Origin of the sequence: Bradyrhizobium ontarionense (assembly GCF_021088345.1) — a bacterium.
GTDB lineage: Bacteria > Pseudomonadota > Alphaproteobacteria > Rhizobiales > Xanthobacteraceae > Bradyrhizobium > Bradyrhizobium ontarionense.
This window is the reverse complement of record NZ_CP088156.1, coordinates 5,186,585-5,209,449: the sequence shown is the minus strand read 5'-3', so window position 1 is coordinate 5,209,449 and position 22,865 is coordinate 5,186,585. Positions and strand designations below refer to the sequence as shown.

23 protein-coding genes are annotated in these 22,865 nt (G+C 65.7%); 13 read left to right on the top strand and 10 right to left on the bottom strand.

Annotation, left to right across the window (positions count from 1 at the left end; translation table 11 throughout):
* Window positions 1-66 precede the first annotated feature (66 nt).
* From gshB to rsmI, 3 genes are read right to left on the bottom strand one after another with little or no spacing between them, the layout of a single operon-like run.
* Window positions 67-1,008 carry a glutathione synthase gene (gshB, locus tag LQG66_RS23050; RefSeq protein WP_231317960.1) on the bottom strand — a complete coding sequence of 314 codons (942 nt, stop codon included), beginning with the start codon at window positions 1,006-1,008 and terminating at the stop codon, window positions 67-69.
* 24 nt (window positions 1,009-1,032) lie between these two features.
* Window positions 1,033-1,443, bottom strand: coding sequence for a YraN family protein (locus LQG66_RS23045; protein WP_231317959.1), 411 nt, complete (start codon window positions 1,441-1,443; stop codon window positions 1,033-1,035).
* On the bottom strand, window positions 1,430-2,389 hold the full coding sequence (gene rsmI, locus LQG66_RS23040; RefSeq protein ID WP_425601238.1) for a 16S rRNA (cytidine(1402)-2'-O)-methyltransferase: 960 nt from the start codon (window positions 2,387-2,389) through the stop codon (window positions 1,430-1,432). The genes LQG66_RS23045 and rsmI overlap by 14 nt, the downstream gene beginning before the upstream one ends.
* Before the next feature lie 240 nt (window positions 2,390-2,629).
* Between rsmI and LQG66_RS23035 the strand changes: the two genes are divergently transcribed.
* Window positions 2,630-3,829 (top strand): penicillin-binding protein activator, encoded by a 1,200-nt coding sequence (locus LQG66_RS23035; protein WP_231317957.1) that lies wholly within the window; start codon window positions 2,630-2,632, stop codon window positions 3,827-3,829.
* Between the two features lie 18 nt (window positions 3,830-3,847).
* On the opposite strand, the gene hemW is transcribed toward LQG66_RS23035, so the two are convergent.
* From hemW to rph, 3 genes are read right to left on the bottom strand one after another with little or no spacing between them, the layout of a single operon-like run.
* Window positions 3,848-5,005 (bottom strand): radical SAM family heme chaperone HemW, encoded by a 1,158-nt coding sequence (gene hemW, locus LQG66_RS23030; RefSeq protein WP_231317956.1) that lies wholly within the window; start codon window positions 5,003-5,005, stop codon window positions 3,848-3,850.
* Window positions 4,992-5,636, bottom strand: coding sequence for an RdgB/HAM1 family non-canonical purine NTP pyrophosphatase (rdgB, locus tag LQG66_RS23025; RefSeq protein WP_231317955.1), 645 nt, complete (start codon window positions 5,634-5,636; stop codon window positions 4,992-4,994). The genes hemW and rdgB overlap by 14 nt, the downstream gene beginning before the upstream one ends.
* Entirely contained in the window at window positions 5,633-6,346 is a 714-nt protein-coding gene (gene rph / locus LQG66_RS23020; RefSeq protein WP_231317954.1) for a ribonuclease PH, read from the bottom strand. The genes rdgB and rph overlap by 4 nt, the downstream gene beginning before the upstream one ends.
* A 158-nt stretch (window positions 6,347-6,504) precedes the next feature.
* On the opposite strand from rph, the gene hrcA reads away from it, so the two are divergent.
* The 3 genes from hrcA (at window position 6,505) to LQG66_RS23005 (ending at window position 10,067) form a co-directional block, all read left to right on the top strand.
* Window positions 6,505-7,593, top strand: a complete 1,089-nt coding sequence (hrcA, locus tag LQG66_RS23015; protein WP_231317953.1) for a heat-inducible transcriptional repressor HrcA — start codon at window positions 6,505-6,507, stop codon at window positions 7,591-7,593.
* Between the two features lie 124 nt (window positions 7,594-7,717).
* Window positions 7,718-8,338 carry a nucleotide exchange factor GrpE gene (grpE, locus tag LQG66_RS23010; protein WP_231317952.1) on the top strand — a complete coding sequence of 207 codons (621 nt, stop codon included), beginning with the start codon at window positions 7,718-7,720 and terminating at the stop codon, window positions 8,336-8,338.
* Window positions 8,339-8,549: 211 nt separating this feature from the next.
* Window positions 8,550-10,067: a hypothetical protein gene (locus tag LQG66_RS23005; RefSeq protein WP_231317951.1), complete on the top strand. Its 1,518-nt coding sequence runs from the start codon at window positions 8,550-8,552 to the stop codon at window positions 10,065-10,067.
* Between the two features lies 1 nt (window position 10,068).
* Here the strand turns inward: LQG66_RS23005 and LQG66_RS23000 are convergent, their stop codons facing one another.
* Both LQG66_RS23000 and LQG66_RS22995 read right to left on the bottom strand, forming a co-directional pair.
* The gene (locus LQG66_RS23000) at window positions 10,069-10,668 is read right to left on the bottom strand and encodes a class I SAM-dependent methyltransferase (protein ID WP_231317950.1); all 600 of its coding nucleotides are present in this window, start codon (window positions 10,666-10,668) and stop codon (window positions 10,069-10,071) included.
* Window positions 10,665-11,711: a glycosyltransferase family 2 protein gene (locus tag LQG66_RS22995; protein WP_425601352.1), complete on the bottom strand. Its 1,047-nt coding sequence runs from the start codon at window positions 11,709-11,711 to the stop codon at window positions 10,665-10,667. Before LQG66_RS22995 ends, LQG66_RS23000 begins: the two co-directional genes overlap by 4 nt.
* A gap of 273 nt (window positions 11,712-11,984) precedes the next feature.
* On the opposite strand from LQG66_RS22995, the gene LQG66_RS22990 reads away from it, so the two are divergent.
* The gene (locus tag LQG66_RS22990; protein ID WP_231317948.1) at window positions 11,985-12,680 is read left to right on the top strand and encodes a class I SAM-dependent methyltransferase; all 696 of its coding nucleotides are present in this window, start codon (window positions 11,985-11,987) and stop codon (window positions 12,678-12,680) included.
* Between the two features lie 35 nt (window positions 12,681-12,715).
* Here LQG66_RS22990 and pncA read toward each other — a convergent pair whose 3' ends face one another.
* The gene (gene pncA, locus LQG66_RS22985; RefSeq protein ID WP_231317947.1) at window positions 12,716-13,429 is read right to left on the bottom strand and encodes a bifunctional nicotinamidase/pyrazinamidase; all 714 of its coding nucleotides are present in this window, start codon (window positions 13,427-13,429) and stop codon (window positions 12,716-12,718) included.
* Between the two features lie 244 nt (window positions 13,430-13,673).
* Window positions 13,674-14,609 (bottom strand): hypothetical protein, encoded by a 936-nt coding sequence (locus LQG66_RS22980; RefSeq protein ID WP_231317946.1) that lies wholly within the window; start codon window positions 14,607-14,609, stop codon window positions 13,674-13,676.
* Between the two features lie 521 nt (window positions 14,610-15,130).
* Here LQG66_RS22980 and dnaK point away from each other — a divergent pair.
* The 8 genes from dnaK (at window position 15,131) to LQG66_RS22940 (ending at window position 22,373) form a co-directional block, all read left to right on the top strand.
* On the top strand, window positions 15,131-17,026 hold the full coding sequence (dnaK, locus tag LQG66_RS22975; protein WP_231317945.1) for a molecular chaperone DnaK: 1,896 nt from the start codon (window positions 15,131-15,133) through the stop codon (window positions 17,024-17,026).
* A gap of 148 nt (window positions 17,027-17,174) precedes the next feature.
* Entirely contained in the window at window positions 17,175-18,302 is a 1,128-nt protein-coding gene (dnaJ, locus tag LQG66_RS22970; RefSeq protein ID WP_231317944.1) for a molecular chaperone DnaJ, read from the top strand.
* A 236-nt stretch (window positions 18,303-18,538) separates the two neighbouring features.
* Complete coding sequence (locus LQG66_RS22965; RefSeq protein ID WP_231317943.1) at window positions 18,539-19,141, top strand: class I SAM-dependent methyltransferase; 603 nt, start codon at window positions 18,539-18,541, stop codon at window positions 19,139-19,141.
* 45 nt (window positions 19,142-19,186) lie between these two features.
* Window positions 19,187-19,765 (top strand): NADPH-dependent FMN reductase, encoded by a 579-nt coding sequence (locus LQG66_RS22960; RefSeq protein WP_231317942.1) that lies wholly within the window; start codon window positions 19,187-19,189, stop codon window positions 19,763-19,765.
* Between the two features lie 6 nt (window positions 19,766-19,771).
* Window positions 19,772-20,503 carry an orotidine-5'-phosphate decarboxylase gene (gene pyrF / locus LQG66_RS22955; protein WP_231317941.1) on the top strand — a complete coding sequence of 244 codons (732 nt, stop codon included), beginning with the start codon at window positions 19,772-19,774 and terminating at the stop codon, window positions 20,501-20,503.
* A gap of 31 nt (window positions 20,504-20,534) precedes the next feature.
* On the top strand, window positions 20,535-20,837 hold the full coding sequence (locus tag LQG66_RS22950; RefSeq protein WP_231317940.1) for a DUF1330 domain-containing protein: 303 nt from the start codon (window positions 20,535-20,537) through the stop codon (window positions 20,835-20,837).
* Window positions 20,838-20,906: 69 nt separating this feature from the next.
* Window positions 20,907-21,725 carry a 4-hydroxy-tetrahydrodipicolinate reductase gene (gene dapB, locus LQG66_RS22945; protein WP_231317939.1) on the top strand — a complete coding sequence of 273 codons (819 nt, stop codon included), beginning with the start codon at window positions 20,907-20,909 and terminating at the stop codon, window positions 21,723-21,725.
* A 24-nt stretch (window positions 21,726-21,749) separates the two neighbouring features.
* Window positions 21,750-22,373, top strand: coding sequence for a 2,3-bisphosphoglycerate-dependent phosphoglycerate mutase (locus tag LQG66_RS22940; protein ID WP_231317938.1), 624 nt, complete (start codon window positions 21,750-21,752; stop codon window positions 22,371-22,373).
* Window positions 22,374-22,865: the final 492 nt, after the last annotated feature.

The following is a 22,865-nucleotide window of genomic DNA, read 5'->3' as shown; positions in this document are numbered from 1 at the left end:
AGCGCGCTTGTCCGGCATCCTGGTCAGCCTTATCCCCAGCAATATGCGGACTCGACGCCCGCGAGCTCAGCTCCGCTTGGCCTCGATCACGTCCCATACGCGCGCCGCGATGTCTGGACCACCAAGGCGTGAGATCGCGCGGATGCCGGTCGGCGATGTCACGTTGATTTCGGTGAGATTGCCGTCGATGACGTCGATGCCGACCAGGAGCAGGCCGCGTTCGCGCAACGCCGGGCCGAGCGTGTCGCAGATCTCGCGCTCGCGCGGGCTGAGATCGGTCGCCTGCGCGGCGCCGCCGCGCACCATGTTGGAGCGCAGATCGTCCGCCGCAGGCACGCGATTGACGGCGCCGGCGAACTCGCCGTCGACCAGGATGATGCGCTTGTCGCCATGCTTCACCTCGGGGAGGAAGCGCTGGATCACCCAGGGCTCCTTGAAGGTGACCGAGAACATGTCGAACAGCGAACCGAAATTCATGTCCTGCGGCAGCACCCTGAACACCGCCGCGCCGCCATGGCCGTGCAGCGGCTTCATCACGACGGCGCCGTGCTGCGCGCGAAACGCGTTGATCTCGTCCATGTCGCGCGAGATCAGCGTCGGCGGCATCAGCTGCGGGAAGTTCATCACGAACAGCTTTTCCGGCGCGTTGCGCACGCTGGCCGGATCATTCACCACCAGCGTCTTCGGGTGGATGCGCTCGAGGAAATGGGTCGAGGTGATGTAGGCGAGATCGAACGGCGGATCCTGCCGCAGCAGGACGACGTCGAATGAGGTCAATGCGGTCGGCTTGGGCTCGCCGAGGGTGAAATGGTCGCCGACCTCATCGCGCACGGTCAGCGCCTGCACCGGCGCGTACAGCTCCTCGCCGCGCAGCGACAGCTTGTCGGGCGTGTAGTAGGACAGGCCATGGCCGCGCCGCTGCGCCTCCAGGAGCAGCGCAAAGGTCGAATCGCCGCGGATGTTGATGCGCGCGATGGGATCCATCTGGACGGCGACATTTAGTTTCATGGGCAGGTCCCGGGTGAGCTCGTTTCAGGGGCTGGCATCGAACGCTGCCATCAGATGGTGCGGCAGGCTGCGCGGCGCAACGAGAATCGCGTCGAAGCGCAATTCGAATTCGGCATGTTCGGGATGCGCCATCAGCCAGCCCTGCGCGGCATCGATGATGCGCTGCTGCTGGCGTGGCGTCACCGCATAGGCGGCATCGTCGAGCGAGCTGCGCGCCTTGACCTCGACGAAGGCGACCAGACCGCGCTTGCGCGCGATGATGTCGATCTCGCCATGTGGCGTGCGGAAACGTTTGGCGAGGATGCGATAGCCCTTGGCGATCAAGAGCGCAGCGGCGCGCGCTTCTGCCGACAGGCCGGTGCGAAAGGCTGCCACGCGCTCGGGCGCGGCGGGCTTTTCGGGCTTGCCGGGTGTGGCGCGCTCACTCTTGGCCATCGGCTTCCTCCGGCCGTGAATCTTTCGCGAGTTCGAGCGCGCGCGCATAGACCTCGCGCCGCGGCCGGCGCGACAGTTCGACGGCGTGCATGACGGCGTCCTTGACGCTCGATCTCTGCAAGAGATCCCTGAGCAGGGCGTCGAGCGCGTCGTCACTGAGGATGCCGGCGTCGTGCGCTGGCGGCCCGATCACCAGCACGAATTCGCCGCGCGTTTCGAGCTCGCTTGCCTGTGCCGCAAGATCGGAGATGGCACCGCGCAGGACCTCCTCGTGCAGCTTGGTGAGCTCGCGGCAGATCGCAGCCTGGCGTCCCGCCATGATGTCAGCGAGATCGGCCAGTGTCTCCTGCACGCGGCTGCCGGATTCGAACACGACCAGCGTCGCCTCGATCCGCGCGAGCTCCGATAGCCGCGTGCGCCGCGCCTGTTGCCGGGGCGGAAGGAAGCCTTCGAAAAAGAAGCGGTCGGTCGGTAGCGCCGCTACGCTCAAGGCCGCCAGCACCGCCGAAGGGCCGGGCAGAGCGGTGACCGGATGACCAGCGTCACAGGCCTCGCGCACAAGCTTGTAGCCGGGGTCGGAAATCAATGGCGTGCCCGCGTCGGACACCAGGGCGATGGCTGCACCCTCGGCCAGCCGCCGCAGGATTTTCGGCCTGATGGCTTCGGCATTGTGTTCATGATAGGCAGCGAGTTCCGCGGTCAGACCGTAGCGCTCGGTCAGCCGTCGCGTGATTCGGGTGTCCTCGCAGAAGATGAGATCGACGCCGGCCAGCGTTTCGAGCGCGCGCAGCGTGATGTCGCCGAGATTGCCGATCGGCGTAGCCACCAGATGAAGGCCGGGCCGCGCTCTTGGCGCCGCAATACGGCTCCCTGCCACCACATAATCGGAGGTGGTGGAAGATTTGCCATCGCCTGGCTTTGTTTGCGGGATTGCCTTTGCACGCATCGAGACAATTTAAAGCTCTGGCTCGGGGAATGCCACAGCCGTTCATGTGTTGGTGCGAGCGGGAGCGGGTTCGTGCGAGCAGGGGATATGCCGTGCAAAACGTCGAATTGATCGGCTCTGTGGTTCTGACAGCCTTTTGTTTTGCTTAACTATTCATCGACAATATGAGTGAATCCGCATTGCCCGGAGGCAGTGCGATTGGGGAACTTCTGGCCGTTCTCGGCCGAACGAAGAGATGCCATGGTGGGCCCGCGTCATCCCAACTCTCACGGTCCGGGACCCCATTGGGTTGCCCGGCGAACTGCGCTGGGTCTGATCGTCGGCGCGCCGCTGTTGTCCGCCTGTTCCGGCGTTCAAAATCCGTTCGAGCAGGTGGCCGCTCCGGCCGGGCCACCGCAGCAGCCGGCGGTCGCCGGCAATGGTCAGGTCAAGGTCGGCCTGATCCTGCCGCTGTCGGCGTCCGGAAACGCGGGCGTGGCCGCACAATCCATGAAGAACGCCGCCGAAATGGCGCTCGCCGAATTTCAGAATCCAAACATCCAGCTCCTGATCAAGGACGATGCCGGCAGTCAACAGGGCGCGCAGCAAGGCGCCCAGCAGGCCTGTGACGAGGGCGCCGAAATCATTCTCGGGCCGCTGTTCGCCGGCTCGGTGCCGGCGGTTGCCCAGGTGGCGCGCGCACGCAACGTCTCGGTGATCGCCTTCTCGACCGATTCGAGCGTGGCCGGACGCGGCGTCTATCTGCTGAGCTTCCTGCCGGAGTCCGATGCGAGCCGCATCGTCGATTATTCCGCAGGCGTCGGCAAACGCTCCTTTGCGGCGCTGCTGCCCGACAACGCCTATGGCACCGTGGTGGAGGGCGCGTTCAAGACCGCCGTCAGCCGCCGCGGCGGACGCATCGTGGCGTTCGAGAAATATTCCGGCGACCGCACCATGCCAGCGCGTACGGTGGCGCAGTCGCTCGGCGGCGCCGATGCGCTGCTGCTGGCCGATGACGGCGATTCGGTCGTGGCGACCGCCGATGCACTGACCGCGGCCGGTGCCAACCTCCGCAACATTCAGATGCTCGGCACCGGACTGTGGGACAATCCGCGGGTCTATGCGAGCGCCAGCCTGCAGGGCGGCCTGTATGCTGCGCCGGATCCCTCCGGCTTCCGCGCTTTCGCCGGCCGCTACCGGACACGGTTCGGCGGCGATCCGGTGCGCACGGCGACTCTCGCTTATGATGCGGTGGCGCTGGTGGCCGCGCTGGCGCGGACGCAAGGCAACCAGCGTTTCGCGCCGGACGTGCTGACGAATGCGTCCGGCTTTGCCGGCATCGATGGGCTGTTCCGCTTCCGCAGCGACGGCACCAACGAGCGCGGGCTTGCCGTGATGCGCGTCGGTCCGGGTGGCGGGCAGGCCGTTACCGGTGCACCGAAGAGCTTCAGCGCCACGTAGCTGTTGCCGTCTGCGCCCTCAGGCGGCGAGATCGGCGACGACGGCGTCCAGCACCGGAAAGCCTTCCAGCGTCACGCGCAATCGTCCGTCAGTCTCGACGGCGATGGCGCCCTCGTCGCGCAGCAGGGCGATGCGGCGCGGATCGAGCGCGCGTCCCGAGATCGCAGCATAGCGCCGCGGGTCGATGCCTTCAGCAAGGCGCAGCCCCATCAGCAGGAATTCGTCGGCGCGCTCTTCGCGATTGAGCTGATCGTCGGTCATCACGCCGTGCCCGTTGGACTCGACCCGCATCAGCCAGGCTTCAGGCCGCTTGTCGGTCGCCGTTGCGTGCCGGATGCCGTCGATGTCGAGCCGTCCGTGGGCGCCGGGACCGATGCCGGCATATTCCTGGCCACGCCAATAGACCAGGTTGTGCCGGCATTCCGCGCCGGGGCGGGCGTGGTTGGAGATCTCGTAGGCCGGCAATCCGTGGCGGCTGCAGACGTCCTGCGTCACGTCGTACAAAGTGCGCGCCAGACCTTCATCGGGCGTCTTCAGCTTGCCGGCGGCGTGCAGCCCGAAGAACGGCGTGCCCTCCTCGATCGTGAGCTGGTAGAGCGACAGATGCTCGGCCGCCTCGCCGATCGCGCGCGTCAGCTCCTCGGTCCACATCGCAGGCGTCTGGTCGGGCCGGGCATAGATCAGGTCGAACGAATAGCGATCGAAGGCGCTGCGTGCGATGGCGACGGCTTTCATCGCCTCCTCGGCCGTGTGCAGACGGCCCAGCATCTTCAGCGACGCGTCGTCCATCGCCTGGACGCCGAGCGAGACGCGGTTGACGCCGGCTGCGCGATAGCCGGCAAATCGCGTTGCCTCGACGCTGGTCGGGTTGGCCTCCAGCGTCACCTCGACATCGCCGGCAACGCGCCAGTGCTTGCCGATCGCATCCAGGATGGCGCCGACGGTTTGCGGCTGCATCAGTGACGGCGTGCCGCCACCGAGAAAGATCGAGGTGACATCGCGCGGTCCCGTGCGCGCGGCGGTGGTCTCGATCTCCTTGGCAAACGCGCGGGCGAAACGGTCCTGGTCGATAGCGGCATGCCGGACATGGCTGTTGAAGTCGCAATAGGGACATTTCGACAGGCAGAACGGCCAGTGCACGTAGACGCCGAACGCGTTCGTCTCAGCGCTGGTCAAGGCAGATCTCCGCGAGCTTCACGAAGGCGCGCGCCCGATGCGACAGGCCGAGGCCGAGCGGCGGCAGGCCGTGCTTCTCGATGCTGGTCATCTCGCCGAAAGTTCTGATGTGACCATCCGGCAGGAACATCGGGTCGTAGCCGAAGCCGGCATTGCCGCGCGGCGGCCAAACCAAAGTGCCGTCGACGCGCGCCTCGACCTCCTCGACATGGCGGTCCGGCCAGGCCACGCACAGCGCCGAGACGAAATGTGCGCCGCGCTTGTCCGGTTCCGTTGCGCCGCGCTCCTGCAGCAGACGCTCGATGCGGGTCATCGCCGCGGTGAAATCCTTGTCCGGGCCGGCCCAGCGGGCCGAATAGATCCCCGGTGCGCCGTCGAGCGCGTGGACGACAATTCCTGAATCGTCGGCGAAGGCCGGCAGCTGCGCCGCCTCTGCAGCCGCCACCGCCTTGATGCGGGCATTGCTGTGAAAGGTGTCGCCGGTCTCGTCGGGCTCGCCGAGCCCGAGCTCGCCGGCTGAGATCGCCTCGACGCCGTGGGGCGCCAGCAGCTCGCGCATTTCGGCAAGCTTGCCGGGATTGTGGGTCGCGATGACGATGCGACCGGTGAGCTTGCGGTGCGGATTGCTCACGCGACCGCCATCTTCTGCAGATCGACCAGCCGGGCCACGCCTTTGCGCGCCAGCGCCATCAGCGCCAGGAACTCGGCCTCGGTGAACGGGGTCTTCTCCGCCGTGCCCTGCACCTCGATGATGCGGCCGTCGCCGGTCATGACGAAATTGGCGTCGGTCTCGGCCTCGGAATCCTCGGCGTAATCGAGATCAAGCACCGGCGTACCGTTGTAGATGCCGCAGGAGATCGCGGCGACGTTGGTGCGCAGCACCTCGGTCTTGATCATGTTGCGCGTCTTCATCCAGGTGATGCAATCGGCGAGCGCCACCCAGGCCCCGGTGATCGACGCCGTGCGGGTGCCGCCATCAGCCTGGAGCACGTCGCAATCGACCGTGATCTGGCGCTCGCCGAGGGCTTCCAGGTCGATCGCGGTGCGCAGGGAGCGGCCGATCAGCCGCTGGATCTCGACCGTGCGGCCGGTCTGCTTGCCGGCGGAGGCCTCGCGCCGGGTCCGTTCCAGGGTGGCGCGGGGCAGCATGCCGTATTCGGCCGTGATCCAGCCGCGCCCCTGGCCCTTGAGCCAGGGCGGCAGCCGGTCTTCCAGCGTGGCGGTGACCAGAACATGGGTGTCGCCGAACTTCACCAGACAGGAGCCCTCGGCGTATTTGACGACGCCGCGTTCCAGGCTCACGGCCCGCAGTTCATCCGGTGCACGGCGGCTCGGCCGCATGATTCTCTCCGTGAAAGAGGGCAAAAGAGGCATTTACCGGCCTTGTAGGAGCCGGGGCCGACAGCGGCAAGGCCTTATCACGCCGGGAGCCTCATGACCCGCTTGCCACCGAGCTGCCGCATGGACAGATTATAAGGAACTAGGCGGGAGAGTCTCTGGTGGCCCACCACGATCCGATCAATCTGATGACACCACCGGCAGGCCTGGCGCAGCTCAACGAGCGATCGCGCGAGATTTTCCGTCAGATCGTCGAAAGCTACCTGGCGACCGGCGAGCCGGTCGGGTCGCGCAACCTCTCGCGGCTGATCGCGGTTCCGCTGTCGCCGGCTTCGGTGCGCAACGTGATGGCCGATCTGGAGCAGCTCGGCCTGATCTATGCGCCGCATACCTCGGCGGGACGGCTGCCGACCGAGGCCGGGCTGCGGTTTTTTGTCGACGCGCTGATGCAGATCGGCGACATGACCGAAGCGGAGCGGCAGGCGATCCAGAGCCAGCTCGCGTCCGTCGGGCGCGCGCAGTCGGTCGAGGCGGCGCTGGACGAGGCGCTGACGCGGCTGTCGGGTCTCACCCGCGCCGCGGCGGTGGTCCTGACGGCCAAATCCAACACCCGATTGAAGCATATCGAGTTCGTGCGGCTGGAGCCCGAGCGTGCGCTGGTCGTGCTGGTCGGCGAGGACGGACAGGTCGAAAACCGGGTCCTGGCCCTGCCGCCGGGCGTGCCATCCTCGGCGCTGACCGAGGCGTCGAATTTCCTCAATGCCCGGATCCGGGGGCGGACGCTGGCCGAAGCGCGGCTCGAGCTCGAGACGGCGCTGGCGCATGATCGTGCCGAGCTCGATCAGCTGACGCAGAAGGTGATCGCCGCTGGGGTCGCGAGCTGGTCCGGCGGTGACAGCGACGATCGTCAGCTCATCGTGCGCGGCCACGCCAACCTGCTGGAGGATCTGCATGCGCTTGAGGACCTCGAACGGGTCAGGCGGCTCTTCGACGATCTCGAGACCAAACGCGGCGTCGTCGACCTTCTCGGGCGTGCAGAGAGCGCCGAAGGGGTCCGCATCTTCATCGGCTCCGAGAACAAGCTGTTCTCGCTGTCGGGGTCGTCGACGATCGTTTCGCCCTATTCCGACGCCACCGGTCGCATCGTCGGTGTGCTCGGCGTCATCGGCCCGACCCGGCTGAATTACGCCCGTGTCATTCCGACGGTCGACTATGCCGCGCGCCTGGTCAGCCGTCTGCTGGGGGGCTGACGGGCGTCATGGTTAACCCGCCGACGGCGCAGCCGCTAGCCGCGCTTGATTTTCGCTGCCCAAAGCACGATATCCCGACCGACATCCTGTAACCCGTTCAGCCGAACTTGCGAGAAGTCCGTCCATGACCGATCCCGACCTGCAGAAGAATGATCCGGACAACCCGGCGCAGGCCAGCGAACCCGTCGTCTCCAAACCGTACATCATGCCCGACGACCCCGAGACCGGCTCAGCTGAGGCTCTGGCCAAGGAAGCGGCCGAAGCGCGCGACAAGATGCTGCGCACGCTGGCGGAGATGGAGAATCTGCGCAAGCGCACCGCCCGCGAGGTGGCTGATGCGCGGCTGTACGCCATCACTGGCTTCGCACGCGACGTGCTCGACATTGCCGACAATCTGCAGCGCGCGCTCGACGCGGTGCCGGCCGAGACGCGTGCCAATGCCGATGCCGGTCTCAAGGCATTGATCGAGGGTGTCGAGCTCACCGAACGCTCGCTGCTCAACACGCTCGAGAAGAACGGCGTCAAGAAGTTCGATCCCACGGGGCAGAAGTTCGACCCCAACTTCCAGCAGGCGATGTACGAGGTCCCCGATCCGTCCGTTCCGTCCGGCACCGTGGTGCAGGTCGTGCAGGCCGGCTTCATGATCGGCGAGCGCATTCTGCGCCCGGCGCTGGTCGGCGTCTCCAAGGGTGGCGCCAAGCAGGCCCCGGCTGCGAACAACGATCAGTCGAACAGCGCGGCCTGAGACAGCCATCCATTGATGGCTCTACGCGACCAGACGTTCGAGCAAAATGAGGGGCGCCGGAACCGGATCGGATCCGGCGCCTTTTTGTGACCGGCCTTTCGACCCATTGTCGGCCGCAGCTCGTCGCGGTCTTCGGCGTCGGGCTGTGATGCAAAATCGCGCCTTAACCAACCTCAGCTAGGGTGGGACGATTTCCTTCGAGGACGGTCCCATGAGCTCGCCGATCGACGCCGTAGTCCACCAGACGCCGGCCCCGACGGGTCATGCACGCCTGGCCTGGGCGCCGTGGCTCCTGATCGGTGCCGTGTTCGTCGTCGCGATCCTGATGCGTCAGGTCGTGCCCCTGAACACCGACGTGAGCTGGCTGCTTGTTGTCGGTGAGCGCATGCTCGATGGCCAGCGGCTCTATCGCGACATCATCGAAATCAATCCGCCGATGGCGGCCTTCGCGTATCTGCCCGGCGTTGCGCTGGGGCGTGCGCTGCATGTCGATCCGCGACATGTCATCGACGCGCAGCTGCTGGCGCTTGCGGCGGCGTCATTGTTCGCGACGTGGCGCATCATCCTGCTGTCGCCGAGGTCGACCGAGGTCAGCTGGGGGCCGTTTGCGATCTGGGCTGCAGCCGTCGTGACGATCCTGCCGATGCACGTCTTCGGCCAGCGCGAGCATATCGCGACGCTCACCTTCCTGCCGGCGCTCGCCGTGTATGCGTTGCGCGGCAATCGCGAGGCGGTCCCCGCATGGGCCGTCATCATTGCCGGCGTCGGCGTCGGGGTCACTCTCGCCTTCAAGCCGTTCTTTGCGTGTCCGGCGGCGCTCTGCATCCTGGCGAGCGTCATTCGATCGCGCACCTGGCATTTGGCTTTTGCGCCGGAAAACATCATTGCTGGCGGCGTCGTGGCTGTCGTGAGTCTCGGGACGTATCTGCTCTATCCCGAATACTTCACCGTGACCTATCCGCTGGTGCGCGACACCTATTTGTCGTGGTCGATGTCGCTGCCCGTCATCTTTCTGAATGCGGCGACGCTTCTCCTCGTCATTGCGCTCGCGTCGGTCGCGCTGACGTGGCGCAGCGGCAGGCGTGACGGGTTGCTGCTGGTCACGGTCGTTGCGTCGATCGGATTCGCGATCTCGTTCTTCCTGCAGCGACGCGGCTGGCCGTATCATTCCTATCCGATGGTCGCCGTCGCCATGCTCGCCATGGGCTACGCGGCGATGACGGGGGGCGGCTCGAGCGCCCCGCTTCGCGGATCTCGCGCGTCGACCGTCCTGCTGTTGACCGCGGCTTTCGCGCTTGGGCTGCAGTGGTTCAATACCCGGATCCAGGTCGGTCCGCTGCGCGAGGCGCTCGCCGGGCTCAAGCCGCATCCGCGGTTGTTGGTCCTGAGCAGCGAGGCGGCGATCGGACATCCGCTGGTGCGCGATATCGGCGGCGTCTGGGTTTCACGCCAGGAGAATTTGTGGATTCGCGCATTCGTGCGGCTCACGCGCGAAAGAACGTCGGTCGATGCGCCGACCAATGCCAGGCTGAACGAGCATCTGGCGCTGGAGCGCAGCTGGTTGATCGAGGATTTCAGGAAACTGCCGCCCGACGTCGTGCTGGTCGACAATCTGCGCGACGGATGGGGCGATTGGGCCCGCGCCGATGCCGAACTGCTGCAGCTTCTCAGACCCTATCGTCCGGTGGGGTCGGTCGAAGGAGTCGACATCCTGGAGCGGACGGAATGACTTATTTCTGTGACACGCCGATCGCGAACGTATAGGGCACACGAGAGTAGTTGTCGCGAATGACGAGGTTCACGCGCGCGAAGGCGCTGCGCAGCAGGTGATGATAGCCATCGCGGTCGCGGATGAAGTTGCCGCGATCGTTGTCGAGGAGCCATTTCGCGATGCGTGACTGTCCATCGCAATAGCAACCGTCGAGGGTGAACAGAACGCCATCATCTGCGAGGACGTCGCGGATATCGGCGAGGGTGGTTTTCAGTTCGTCATCGGCAATGTGGTGCAGGACGCCGTTCATCATGACGACATCGGCACCGGCCAACTCGCGAGCCGCGGCCGCGTCGAAGTGGCGGCAGTGAAATGCCCCGAGATGGCCGAACGATCGCCGGGCATGCGCGATATAGGCCTCGTCGACGTCGAAGCCCGTGTAGTCGATGCCTTCCGGCAGATGGCGCAGGATATAGCCGGGCCCGCATCCGATATCGATGATCCGCATTCCCGGGCGCAGCGTCAGATAGTCCCTGATCGCCTTGATCCGCGCGCCGAAGAAGCCGCCGGCGTTCTGGTACGCCTGATACAGCGCCGGATGTTTCAGCATCGCCTTCATGAGGACGTCTCCTCGTAAAGGGAGCGGCGTATCTCGGGTCCCGATCGTGCCAGCAACGTCTTGAGCGGCGTCTTCTCGGTGTCGTCCTGCGAATCCGTCGACAAGTGCGGCACGCGGCCGCGCCGGTGAATCTGCGAGATCAGAAACAGCGGCCTGTTCTTCGACTGGATGTAGATCCGGCCGACATATTCGCCGATCAGGCCGAGCACCAGAAGCTGAACCGACGAGATCATCACGACCAGCAGCGTCAAGCTGGTCCAGCCGGGCACGGTGCCGGAGAAAATCCAGCTGATGACAGCGGCAATGCCGACGAAGGTGAGCCCGGTCGTCAGCAGCGCGCCGACATAGGTCGCGATCCGCAGCGGGACCATCGAAAAGCTGATCAGCGCGTCGGCGGCGAAGCTGATCATTTTCAACAGCGGGTACTTGGTGCTGCCGGCGAAGCGCGGATTGCGGTCGTATTCGTAGGCGACCTGCTTGTAGCCGAGCCAGGCCACCATCCCGCGGATGAAGCGATCATGCTCCGGCATCTGGACCAGCTGGTCCGAGATGCGACGGCTCATCAACCGGAAATCTCCGGTATCGACCGGGATATGGACGCGCGTGATCCTGGCGAGGAGACGGTAGAAGGCTTCGGCCGACCACTTCTTGAAGTGGGTCTCACCGGCGCGGCTGCGGCGCTGACCATAGACGACGTCGGCGCCTTCCCGCGCCATCATCTCATACATCGGCGTCAGCAGCTCCGGGGGGTCCTGCAGATCGGCGTCGATCACCAGAACCAGATCGCCGCGCACGATGGACAGCCCGGCGGTGAGGGCCAGTTGATGGCCGTGGTTTCGCGCCAGCCGGACGGCGACGACGTTGCGGTCCTCGGCGAGCAGCTCGTTGATGACCTTCCAGGTGTTGTCGGTAGAGCCGTCATCGACCAGAATCAGCTCGAACTTCTGGCCGCACAGTGCGCCTGCGGCGGTCGTCATCTGGCGATGAAATTCGCGCAGGCCCTCTTCCTCGTTGCAGCAGGGCACAACGATCGAGACGAACATCTTGCCGGGGCGCGGCGTCTCGTCCTGCTCTGTCAAAATCGGAGGCCTCGCGACCGCGACGGGGTTTCGGCTGGGCGTCGATAGTCGACCACGGCCAGTTAATTGTTCATCAATTTTCCCCGCTGGCGGCCGCAGATTCGCGGGGCGTGCGCGCTTCGGGCGGCCGGGATGCAGACCTCCGGTTAAGCATTGCCGGCTATGCAGAGCGTGATGGTCATCGGCTGGCGCTGGTCCGCCTTGCCGGGCGTCGTTTCACCAGCGGGACCGCGGACGATGGACAAGGCTGAATTTGACCGCTTCGCCGACGCTTACGAGGATCAGCACCGCGCGAACATCGCGGTGACCGGAGAAGGCCCGGAGTATTTCGCGGAATACAAGATCGAGCGGCTCCGGCAGATCGTCGATCGCAACCGGATCGACGTGTCGCAGATCTGCGATTTCGGCTCAGGAATCGGCAACTCAATTCCCTTCTTCCGGCGGTACTTTCCCGACGCGGCACTGACCTCGTCCGACGTCTCGGAACGCAGTCTCGCACTGGGGCGGCAACGTCATCCCGGCGGCGGCGAAAGCATGCTGATCGAGAACGACCGCATACCCTGCGAATCCGACCGGTTCGACGTGGTGTTCTCCGCCTGCGTGTTCCACCACATCGCGCATCACGAGCACGTCGCGTGGCTGCGCGAGCTGCACCGGATCACGCGTCGCGGCGGCCTGATCGCCGTATTCGAGCACAATCCGCTGAACCCGCTCACGGTTCACGCCGTCAACACCTGCCCATTCGATGAGAATGCAGAGCTGATCTTTCCGCGCACTCTGGCGCGGCGCCTGGGGACCGCAGGGTGGAGCGCGCCGCAAATCCAGTACGGTCTGTTTTTTCCGCGCGCGCTCGCCTGGCTGCGGCCTCTCGAAGCGATGCTCGGCTGGCTGCCGTTCGGGGCGCAATACGTCGCGTTGGCGCGCAAGTGCTAGTATCCCGCCTCTGATGCAGGTGCCGACCCCGATGCCTACGCGGCGATGTCCTCGGACTTGATCCGCTTGACGTCGGCCGCGGCCATGTCCGTCCAGGCCTTGGCCAGCGAGCCTTGAGTGTCGATGCCGCGGCAGGCATCCTCGATCACATAGGTCTCGAGTCCGGCCTTGCGCGCGTCGAGCGCAGTCCAGGCGACGCAAAAATCGGTGGCCAGTCCTGCAACGAACACCCTGACGATGCCGCGTGCTTTCAGATAGGCCGCGAGCCCGGTGCTGGTCTTGCCGTCGGCTTCAGTGAAGGCCGAGTAGCTGTCGACGTCGTTGTGGAAGCCCTTGCGCAGAATAAGCTCGGCCTGCGGGATCGCGAGATCCTTGGAGAGTGCCGCGCCGTCGGTGCCCTGCACGCAATGATCCGGCCACAGCACCTGCTTGCCATAGGCGAGATCGATCAGCTCGAACGGCTTCTTGCCGGGATGGGTCGACGCGAACGAAACGTGTGCCGGCGTGTGCCAGTCCTGCGTCAGCACCACGTTGCTGAAGGCCTTCGCGACCTTGTTGATGACCGGCACGACCTGCTCGCCGTCTTTCACGGCGAGACTGCCGCCGGGCAGGAAGCAGTTCTGCACGTCGATCACGAGCAGCGCCGAAGCGTCGTCAGGCTTGATCGATGCGGCGGCGCGGGCGCGACTGGCCATCGTCGCCACAAACGCCGAACTGGCAAGCGTCCGAAGGATCTGCCGTCGGTTCATGTCATTGCTCCCGATTGAACGGCCGCGGAAGCCCGTCGAGCGGGCCGACGCCAACATGTCTGCGTCCCCTCCACGATCGCGTGTGGTTGTCCGGGACGGGCACAGGATAAACCGAAGATTGTTGCGATAGAAAGAAACAATCTGTCAATGGTGCCCGAGTACGGTCTGCTGATCGACGGGAATCGCACGCGTGACGTCCGAAAGGAAGCCCCGGCGAGCTGATACGAGCGTCAGTGTCGGGACACTATCCGTTCGGCTGGATGCCGTCCCGGACGGCCCGAAAGCGCGGGAAGGCCGCCGGCCACTGGTCGCGCGGCGCGCTGCCGATGATCCGCAGCGTGTTCGGCCCACCGAAGCGCAGCCATTGCACGACGGTGACCGGCGTATTGTCCTTGCCGCTCGTGGCCTCGATGCGGGTCTCATAGGCCGGCAGGCCGTCAATGCGAATCGGCTCGGACATCGTGATGCGGGCTTCCCGGACCCCGGGAATGGTGGTGGCCGCCTGCTGCGCGACGCGGCCGCGGTCGCCCGCCTCCGGCGCCACCCCGGCGACGAGCCCGATCACCACGAAGGGCGCGGCCTCGAAGCCTTTGTCCTCGTCGCCATCGGCGAGAATGAGCGCGCCCGGTCCCAACGTGCGGATGGTCTTGAAGCCGGAGAGGTCGGTGACCTTGAACGGCATCATCGACAGCTGCTCGTCGACGGGGACGTCCTTGCGGACCACGGCGGAGGCGAACATCTGGCGCACGGCGTCGTCGGTGTAGATTCGGCTCGCGGCTTCGGGAATCTGCACGGCGACGTAGCCTGAGAAGCCGGAGCCCGGCAGGATCATCGAGTAGCGCCGCACGGCCGTGGCGCCGTCCCGGCCATTCTCGACCGTGTAATAGGCGGTGCCGGCGGTGGTCTCGATGCTTTCCGGCTTGATGCCGCCGGCGCCGGCGGGATTAGCCGTAAACGCATTCTTCACTTCGCCATAGGCGGCGGCCGGCAGTTCGGTCAGCAGCACCTTCACGCTCTGATCCTCGGTTTCGAAGCCGGAAAAATTCTTGGCCTTGGCGAGCCCAACCAGGGGAGCAAGCCCGATCCGGACACCGGGGGGGAAGATGGCATCCGCTGCCAGCGCCGGCCGCAGCAGGGAGATCGACACGATGGCCGCGGCGAGAAGTCGGGAGAACATCATGAAGAAGCTGCCTCGTTTATTGACCCAGTTCGACGGCCGTCATCGTCCCCGCCGTGGCCGTCTCGGATGAGACGCCTTTTAGCGGGTTTGCCGCGCCGGCAACAGGTCGATGGGTGCGACCTGAAGTTCCGCCCCAGGGGACTGCCAAACATCCTTCAAGAGACCGGTTATGGCTTCGCTAAGCATGATCGGCATTGCCGCCCCGCGCCCGAATGACGGCGACTTTGCGGCTGACCGAGCGCCGGTGCCACGTCCGCATGCGGCCTCCGGGCCCTCGTCCGCCGGTTCTGCGAGCCGCCGTCTGCATGCGGTCTGCACCTCTCACCGCGGCTTTCACGGAGCGTCGAAGAATCCGCTGCTTTCCGCGTGCCGGGATCTCGTCCGGTCCTTGCGGGTCACTCCCCCCCTCCTATATGACGCTCATCGTCGCAATATCGCGAGCATTTGATCTGAGGGGGTTTTGGATGGGGGCGCCGTCAGGGCCCCTCCCAACCTGCCGCAAAAAGAAGGAATATGAGACCATGGGAAAGGTCATCGGGATCGATCTCGGCACCACGAATTCGTGCGTGGCCGTTATGGACGGCAAATCGTCGAAGGTCATCGAGAACGCCGAGGGCATGCGCACGACGCCGTCGATCGTCGCTTTCAGTGACGATGGCGAACGTCTGGTCGGCCAGCCCGCCAAGCGTCAGGCCGTGACCAACCCCGAGCGGACCTTCTTCGCGGTCAAGCGCCTGATCGGTCGCCGCTACGACGATCCGATGGTCGAGAAGGACAAGGGTCTCGTTCCCTACAAGATCGTCAAGGGCGGCAACGGCGATGCCTGGGTCGAGGCCGACGGCAAGTCCTATTCGCCCTCGCAGGTCTCCGCCTTCATCCTGCAGAAGATGAAGGAGACCGCGGAAGCCCATCTCGGCCAGAAGGTCGATCAGGCCGTCATCACCGTCCCCGCCTATTTCAACGACGCCCAGCGTCAGGCCACCAAGGACGCCGGCAAGATCGCCGGTCTCGAGGTGCTGCGCATCATCAACGAGCCGACCGCGGCCGCGCTCGCCTATGGCCTCGACAAGACCAAGGCCGGCACCATCGCGGTGTACGACCTCGGCGGCGGCACCTTCGACGTCTCGATCCTGGAGATCGGCGACGGCGTGTTCGAGGTGAAGTCGACCAATGGCGACACCTTCCTCGGCGGTGAAGACTTCGACATGCGTCTGGTCAGCTACCTCGCCGACGAATTCCAGAAGGAGCAGGGCATCAACCTGCGCAACGACAAGCTCGCTTTGCAGCGCCTCAAGGAGGCCGCCGAAAAGGCCAAGATCGAGCTGTCGTCGACCACGCAGACCGAGATCAACCTGCCCTTCATCACGGCCGACCAGTCCGGCCCGAAGCATCTGACGATGAAGCTGACCCGCGCCAAGTTCGAGGCGCTGGTGTCCGACCTCGTCGAGAAGACCATCGAGCCGTGCCGCAAGGCGCTGAAGGATGCCGGCCTGACCGCCGGCGAGATCGGCGAAGTGGTGCTGGTCGGCGGCATGACCCGCATGCCGAAGATCCAGGAGATGGTGAAGCAGTTCTTCGGCAAGGAGCCGCATAAGGGCGTCAACCCCGACGAGGTGGTGGCGATCGGTGCGGCGATCCAGGCCGGCGTGCTGCAGGGCGACGTCAAGGACGTGCTGCTGCTCGACGTGACCCCGCTGTCGCTGGGCATCGAGACGCTGGGCGGCGTGTTCACCCGCATCATCGACCGTAACACGACGATCCCGACCAAGAAGAGCCAGGTGTTCTCGACCGCCGAGGACAACCAGAATGCGGTCACCATCCGGGTCTTCCAGGGAGAGCGCGAGATGGCGGCCGACAACAAGATGCTCGGCCAGTTCGACCTGATGGGCATTCCGCCGTCGCCGCGCGGCATGCCGCAGATCGAGGTGACGTTCGACATCGACGCCAACGGCATCGTCAACGTGTCGGCCAAGGACAAGGCCACCGGCAAGGAGCAGCAGATCCGCATCCAGGCCTCGGGCGGCCTGTCGGAAGCCGACATCAACAAGATGGTCAAGGATGCCGAAGCCAACGCTGCCGCGGACAAGAAACGCCGCGAGGCCGTCGACGCCAAGAACCATGGCGATGCGCTGATCCACTCGACCGAGAAGGCGCTGGCCGAGCATGGCTCCAAGGTGGGCGAACCCGAGCGCCGGGCGATCGAGGATGCCTTGAGCGACCTCAAGGAAGCGCTGAAGGGCGACGATGCCGAGGCCATCAAGACCAAGACCAACACGCTGGCGCAGGCCTCGATGAAGCTCGGCGAAGCCATGTACAAGCAGCAGGCCGAGAGCGACGCGGCCCACGATGCCGCCAAGGATGACGTGGTCGACGCGGAGTTTACCGAGGTCGACGACGACAAGAAGAAATCTGCTTAACTAAATACGGCAGAGGCGATGGCCATGACCCCCATGCCAAAGAGCGCGCATTGCGACTCGTTGGATGGGGGTCATTTTCATTGACCCGGAGCGGGCGCGATTTCGCGCGAGGCGTTCCGGTCGGGCGAAGTTCGGGCGGGTTTGATTGATGTCCACGAAGCGCTGCTACTACGAGACCCTGGAAGTCGAACGCGACGCCGACGAGACCAGGCTCAAGGCCGCTTTCCGCAAGCTGGCCATGAAATGGCATCCGGACAAGAATCCGGGTGATGCCTCCAGCGAAGTGAAATTCAAGGAAATCAACGAGGCCTATGAGGTGCTGCGCGACGCCGACAAGCGCGCCGCCTATGACCGCTATGGCCACGCCGCTTTCGAGCAGGGCGGCATGGGCGGCCAGCACGGTTTCGGCGCCGGTTTCGCTTCGTCCTTCTCCGATATCTTCGAGGACCTGTTCGGCATGGCCGCGCAGCGGCGCGGAACGGGGCGCGAGCGCGGCGCCGACCTGCGCTACAACATGGAAATCACGCTCGAAGAGGCGTTCCTGGGCAAGACCGCCCAGATCGAGATTCCGGTTTCGGTGACCTGCGAGTCCTGTTCCGGCGCGGGCGCCAAGGCCGGCACCAAGCCGAAGACCTGTGCGACGTGCGGCGGCGCTGGCCGGGTCCGGCAGGCTCAGGGCTTCTTCACGCTGGAGCGGACCTGCCCCGGCTGTCACGGGCGTGGCCAGATGATCGAAGACCCCTGTCCCTCGTGTTCCGGGTCGGGGCGGGTCACGCGTGACCGCACGCTGTCGGTCAACATCCCGCCGGGTGTCGAGGATGGCACCCGCATCCGCCTCGCCGGCGAGGGTGAGGCAGGCCTGCGCGGCGGACCGCCGGGCGACCTCTACATCTTCCTGTCGCTGACGCAGCATGAGTTCTTCCAGCGCGATGGCGCAGACTTGCACTGTCGTGTGCCAATCTCGATGGTCACGGCGGCGCTGGGCGGCGAATTCGAGGTGCCGACGATCGACAAGGGCAAGACCAAGGTCAAGATTCCCGCCGGCACGCAGTCGGCCCGCCGGTTCCGGATCGCTGCGAAGGGCATGCCCGTGCTGCGCTCGCGCCAGACCGGTGACATGTACGTTCAGGTCGTGGTCGAGACGCCGCAGAATCTGACCAAGAAGCAGCAGGAGCTGCTGGCCGAGTTCGAGAAGCTGTCGTCGGGGGCCACACAGCCCGAAGCCGCCGGTTTCTTCACCAAGGTCAAGGATTTCTTCGGCAAGGCGGCCAGCTGATTCGCAGTATCGGAGGACGCGCTGGTGCCGGTCGGCATGTTACCGGAGGTTGTATGTGCGTCGCCGACGTTTGTTGCTCCGCACATGCAAAAAATTATCGAATGCAGCAGTAAGACCGCGAAGCCGCCAGTCTTAATCCTGCGTTACGGTTCGGCTTGACCACCTCGCCTGCGACCTATACGTCTTTGTGACTCTTTTCTGACATCGCCGTGAAAACGGTCCCGTCTGGTACCGAGATGCCCCTTCATACGTCCGTGCGTGCGTCGAAAAAGCCTCTTCGTCTGGATGACGAGGTGCGTTTTCTTCGCTCATGGATTGAAAAACCGCTGCATATGGGCGCTGTCATGCCGTCGGGCCGGCTGCTGGCCCGCACCATGGCGAAATATGTCGATCCGCACGGGACCGGGCCGGTCGTCGAGCTCGGGCCCGGCACTGGCGCGATCACCAATGCGCTGGTCGAGCATGGGGTCGATCAGAAACGGCTCGTCCTGGTCGAGTACAATCCAAGCTTCTGTGCCCTGCTGCGCGACCGCTATCCGCAGGCCAAAGTGGTTCAGGGTGATGCCTACCGGCTCCGCGACACGCTCTGGAACGTCCTGAGCGCGCCGGCCTCGGCCGTCGTATCCGGCCTGCCGCTCGTGACCAAGCCGATGCTGACGCGGATGAAGCTGGTGCGTGATGCCTTTGCGGCGATGTCTCCTGGCGCTCCCTTCGTGCAGTTCACCTACTCGGTCGTGCCGCCGATCCCGAAGTCGCTGCCCGGCGTCACCACCGAAGCCTCCGAGCGGATCTGGATGAACCTTCCGCCGGCCCGCGTCTGGGTGTATCGCAAGCGCTGACCGGCTGCCGCGGTACTTCGTGGCGGGTTGCTGTCCGGCCTCACGATGTCCGCGCTGAAGATTCTCGTCATCCCCGGCTCGATCAGGGCCGGCTCGCACAACGCCAAGCTTGCCGCCGCCGCCGCCTATCAGTTCGTGCAGGCCGGCGTGGACGTCACGCGCGTCTCGCTCGCCGACTTCCCGCTGCCGATCTATGACGGCGACCTCGAGGCGCTGTCCGGCGTGCCGCGTGAGGCGGTCAATCTGAAACGCATGATCGGCGCGCATGATGGCGTGCTGCTCGTCACGCCCGAATACGCAGCGTCGGTGCCGCCGCTGCTCGGCAACGCGATTCTGTGGGTGTCGCGGGTCGAGGAGCCGCAGGAAAGCCGCGGCGCGGTGTTCCGCTCCAGGCCGTTCGCGATTGCCGCAGCCTCCGAGAGCCGTCTTGGCGGCTCGCGCGCGCTGGCTGCGCTGCGGCTGATGCTGTCGGCCTGCGATGCGACCGTCATCCCCAACCAGCTCGCGCTTGCCTTTGCCGACAAGGCCTACAACGACATGGACCGGCTCAGGCTGCCCGCCGACATCGACGCGCTCGATGCGCTGGTGCGGCAGCTGATCGAAACAGCGCAACAGACGACGTGAGGTGACATGCCGACCGAGATTGCTCCGCGCGACCGCCTGATCGTGGCGCTCGACCTGCCCAGCGTGGCGGAGGCCGAAGCCATGATCATCAGGCTCGGCGACGCCGTGACGTTCTACAAGATCGGCATGGAGCTGACCTATGCCGGCGGGCTCGGCCTGGCCGAGCGCCTCGCCGCCGAGGGCAAGAACGTGTTCATGGACCTGAAGCTGCACGACATCCCGAACACGGTCGAGCGGGCCACCCGGCAGATCGCCAGGCTCGGCGCGCGCTTCCTCACCGTGCACGGGTTTTCGCAGAGCATGACAGCCGCGCTCGCCGGCGCGGCCGGCTCCCATCTCGAGCTGCTCGCCGTCACCGTCATGACCTCCTACGACGATGCCGACCTCGCCACGGCGGGCTATGCCATGGGCGTCAGGGACCTCGTGGCGCGCCGCGCCACCCAGGCCAAGGAGATCGGCATTCACGGCCTGATCCTGTCTCCCGAGGAGACGGAACAGGTCCGTGCTCTCGTCGGCCCCGAGATGCAGCTGGTCACGCCGGGCATCCGCCCGGCAGGCAGCGACATCGGCGATCAGAAGCGCGTCATGACGCCGGTGCTGGCGATCGCCGGCGGCGCCGACCGTCTCGTCGTCGGCCGGCCCGTCACCGGCGCTCAGGATCCCGCGGCCGCGGCCGAGAGCATCGTGGCCGACATCGCCAGCGCCGTCGCGCTGGTCGGCAGGACCAATCGGACTTAGATCAGAAGCCCATCAGAAGGAGACCGCAGGGATGGCCAAGGCCTATTGGATCGCGCGTATCGATGTGCACAACATGGACGGCTACAAGGAGTATGTGGCGCAGAACGGCGCCGTGTTCCATCAATACGGCGCCAGGTTCCTGGTCCGCGGCGGCCAGTATCAAACCAAGGAAGGCACCTCGCGCTCGCGCAACGTCGTGATCGAGTTCAAGGACTACGAGACCGCGCTGGCATGTTACAATTCTCCCGAATATCAGCGCCTGGTGGCGATGCGTGCGCCGCATTCGGAAGGCGACCTGGTGATCATCGAGGGCTACGACGGCCCGCAGCCCTGATCGGCGCCCGGCCTCGGTTGCCGGCGCGGCCGGCCCCGGCTATAGCCCTGAACCGGTGGAGGAACTGACATGCCCGACATGCGCTTGATCGTTGCAGGAGCCGGCGGCCGCATGGGTCGGGCCCTGGTGCGGGCGATCACCGAGACGGATGGCGCGGAGCTCGCTGGCGCGCTGGAGGCGCCCGGCTCGGAGCTGATCGGCAAGGATTCCGGCATGCTGGCCGGCCTGCCGGCCAATGGCGTTAAGCTGTCCGGCGATCTCTGGGCGATGTCCGAGCAGGCCGATGGCATCCTCGATTTCACGGTGCCGGCGGCGACCATCGCCAATGTCGCGATCGCCGCCGAGCGCGGCCTCGTCCACGTGGTCGGCACCACCGGCCTGTGTGCGTCCGACGACGCCGTCATCAAGAGCGTCACCAAGCGCGCGGTCGTCGTGCAGTCCGGCAATATGAGCCTCGGCGTCAACCTGCTGTCGGCGCTGGTCAAGCGCGTCGCCCAGGCGCTCGACCCCAGCTTCGACATTGAGATCCTGGAGATGCACCACAAGAACAAGGTCGACGCGCCCTCCGGCACGGCCCTGATGCTGGGACGTGCGGCGGCGGCGGGCCGCGGCATCGAGCTTGAGGAGCATTCGGCGCGCGGCCGTGACGGCGTCACCGGCGCCAGGCGCCCCGGCGACATCGGCTTCGCCTCGCTGCGCGGCGGCACCGCCGCCGGCGACCACAGCGTCATCTTCGCCGGACCCTCGGAGCGGCTGGTGCTGTCGCATCAGGCCGAGGACCGCATGATCTTCGCCCATGGCGCGCTCAAGGCGGCGCTGTGGGCGCACGGCAAGCCGCCGGGCTACTACACGATGGACGACGTGCTCGGCCTCAAGGACCTGTTCTAGTTCAACGTCGATGGAAGCGAGCTGATGAGCGAACGTCTCCTGGTGCTGGTGCGTCACGGCCAGAGCGAGTGGAATCTGAAGAACCTGTTCACGGGCTGGAAGGATCCCGACCTGACCGAGCAGGGCGTGACTGAAGCCAAGGAGGCCGGGCGCAAGCTGAAGGCGCAGGGGCTGACGTTCGACGTCGCCTTCACCTCGGTGCTGACGCGCGCCCAGCATACGCTCGACCTGATCCTGACCGAGCTCGGCCAGACCGGGCTGCCGACGCTCAAGAACCTCGCGCTCAACGAGCGCGACTACGGCGATCTCTCCGGCCTCAACAAGGACGACGCCCGCGCCAAATGGGGCGAGGAGCAGGTCCATGTCTGGCGCCGCTCCTACGACGTGCCGCCGCCCGGCGGCGAAAGCCTCAAGGACACGCTCGCCCGCGCGCTGCCCTACTACGTCCAGGAAATCCTCCCCGGCGTCCTGCGCGGCCAGCGCACGTTGGTCGCCGCCCACGGCAACTCGCTGCGCGCCCTGATCATGGTGCTGGAGAAGCTCTCGCCCGAAGGCATCTTGAAGCGCGAGCTGGCGACGGGCGTGCCGATCATCTACCGGCTCAATGCGGATTCGACGGTGGAATCCAAGTTGGACCTCGCGGGCTAGCCGATCGGACGCCGACGTCAGGGTTTGGCCGATCTCTCTCCGCATCGTCATGGCCGGGCTCCGTCCCGGCCATCCACGCCTCTGGGGCCTGGAGAGAAAGGCGTGGTCGACCGCGCAAGGCTGGCAACTAACGAGCAGATCAATCTCCTTCGTCATTCCGGGGCGACGCGCGTCAGCGCGGCGAGCCCGGAATCCATCGGCCCGCGTGCTGTGTGGTGAGATGGATTCCGGGCTCGTGCTGCGCACGCCCCGGAATGACGACAGGAGAGACCGGCGATCATCTCACGGGCGAATGCGTCGGGCACTCGCCGCGTCGCACGGCACGCGTCTGCCTCTTCCCCGATTCACGTCTCAAACAGCTTCGGACACAGCTCCGCAGCCTCGCGGCGCATCCCGCCCGAGTCCTGCATCGACCATGTCCCTCCGAAACATGAGAGGGCGCGGGGAATGCCGGATGCTGGCCGCACCCATGGCCCGCCTGCAACAAAGAAA

Coding starts and splice junctions, on each gene's coding strand:
- gshB (WP_231317960.1), bottom strand. CDS start 1,008: ATGAAACTAAATGTCGCCGTCCAGATGGATCCCATCGCGCGCATCAAC.
- LQG66_RS23045 (WP_231317959.1), bottom strand. CDS start 1,443: ATGGCCAAGAGTGAGCGCGCCACACCCGGCAAGCCCGAAAAGCCCGCC.
- rsmI (WP_425601238.1), bottom strand. CDS start 2,389: ATGCGTGCAAAGGCAATCCCGCAAACAAAGCCAGGCGATGGCAAATCT.
- LQG66_RS23035 (WP_231317957.1), top strand. CDS start 2,630: ATGGTGGGCCCGCGTCATCCCAACTCTCACGGTCCGGGACCCCATTGG.
- rph (WP_231317954.1), bottom strand. CDS start 6,346: ATGCGGCCGAGCCGCCGTGCACCGGATGAACTGCGGGCCGTGAGCCTG.
- grpE (WP_231317952.1), top strand. CDS start 7,718: ATGACCGATCCCGACCTGCAGAAGAATGATCCGGACAACCCGGCGCAG.
- LQG66_RS23005 (WP_231317951.1), top strand. CDS start 8,550: ATGAGCTCGCCGATCGACGCCGTAGTCCACCAGACGCCGGCCCCGACG.
- LQG66_RS23000 (WP_231317950.1), bottom strand. CDS start 10,668: ATGAAGGCGATGCTGAAACATCCGGCGCTGTATCAGGCGTACCAGAAC.
- LQG66_RS22995 (WP_425601352.1), bottom strand. CDS start 11,711: ATGTTCGTCTCGATCGTTGTGCCCTGCTGCAACGAGGAAGAGGGCCTG.
- LQG66_RS22990 (WP_231317948.1), top strand. CDS start 11,985: ATGGACAAGGCTGAATTTGACCGCTTCGCCGACGCTTACGAGGATCAG.
- pncA (WP_231317947.1), bottom strand. CDS start 13,429: ATGAACCGACGGCAGATCCTTCGGACGCTTGCCAGTTCGGCGTTTGTG.
- LQG66_RS22980 (WP_231317946.1), bottom strand. CDS start 14,609: ATGATGTTCTCCCGACTTCTCGCCGCGGCCATCGTGTCGATCTCCCTG.
- dnaK (WP_231317945.1), top strand. CDS start 15,131: ATGGGAAAGGTCATCGGGATCGATCTCGGCACCACGAATTCGTGCGTG.
- dnaJ (WP_231317944.1), top strand. CDS start 17,175: ATGTCCACGAAGCGCTGCTACTACGAGACCCTGGAAGTCGAACGCGAC.
- LQG66_RS22965 (WP_231317943.1), top strand. CDS start 18,539: ATGCCCCTTCATACGTCCGTGCGTGCGTCGAAAAAGCCTCTTCGTCTG.
- LQG66_RS22960 (WP_231317942.1), top strand. CDS start 19,187: ATGTCCGCGCTGAAGATTCTCGTCATCCCCGGCTCGATCAGGGCCGGC.
- pyrF (WP_231317941.1), top strand. CDS start 19,772: ATGCCGACCGAGATTGCTCCGCGCGACCGCCTGATCGTGGCGCTCGAC.
- LQG66_RS22950 (WP_231317940.1), top strand. CDS start 20,535: ATGGCCAAGGCCTATTGGATCGCGCGTATCGATGTGCACAACATGGAC.
- dapB (WP_231317939.1), top strand. CDS start 20,907: ATGCCCGACATGCGCTTGATCGTTGCAGGAGCCGGCGGCCGCATGGGT.
- LQG66_RS22940 (WP_231317938.1), top strand. CDS start 21,750: ATGAGCGAACGTCTCCTGGTGCTGGTGCGTCACGGCCAGAGCGAGTGG.